The following is a 535-nucleotide window of genomic DNA, read 5'->3' as shown; positions in this document are numbered from 1 at the left end:
TGTCGAGGCCTACGCCAGGACATTCAAACACGATGAGCCCGTTGAGCTCGTCATCAAGACTTTTCCCAATCCGGACAATATCCTCAAATCCGTCATGACCCGCTTCGAAGAGCAGCTGAAACAGGCGCCACCCGTCATTCTGATCGAAGATTATTGCGATCCCGAGCAATTGCTTGCGCTGTACCGGACCGCATCGCTTGTCGTTGCACCAAGCAGGGGCGAAGGGTTCGGCCTGCCCCTGGCGGAGGCAATGCGCCTGGGAATCCCCGTTGTAACCACCGGCTACAGCGGCCAGGTGGATTTCTGCACCCCTTCAACCGCATGGCTGGTTGACTATCACATGGCGCCGTCGCTGGCCCATGTATCGGGTTCATTGAGCTTGTGGGCCGAGCCTTCCACCCTGCATCTTGGCGCGCAAATGCGCGCAGCGCTCGACAATGAGGAGGAGGCACGCATGCGCAGCAAAAATGCGCAACGTTTTCTGGACGCGCACACCGGATGGAATTCGGTGGCTGCCAGGGTTCTTGCGGCCATC

The 535-nt window shown here is 58.9% G+C and carries 1 protein-coding gene; it reads left to right on the top strand.

Annotated elements, in window-relative coordinates; all coding sequences use genetic code 11:
* A partial coding sequence (locus tag NQT62_RS15405; protein ID WP_256765633.1) for a glycosyltransferase family 4 protein occupies nt 1-535 on the top strand: 535 nt, incomplete at both ends.

It is taken from the genome of Limnobacter humi, from assembly GCF_024518835.1.
Classification (GTDB): Bacteria; Pseudomonadota; Gammaproteobacteria; order Burkholderiales; family Burkholderiaceae_B; genus Limnobacter; species Limnobacter humi.
Note: the sequence above shows the minus strand (reverse complement) of the source record. Positions and strands in the feature narration are given on the sequence as shown.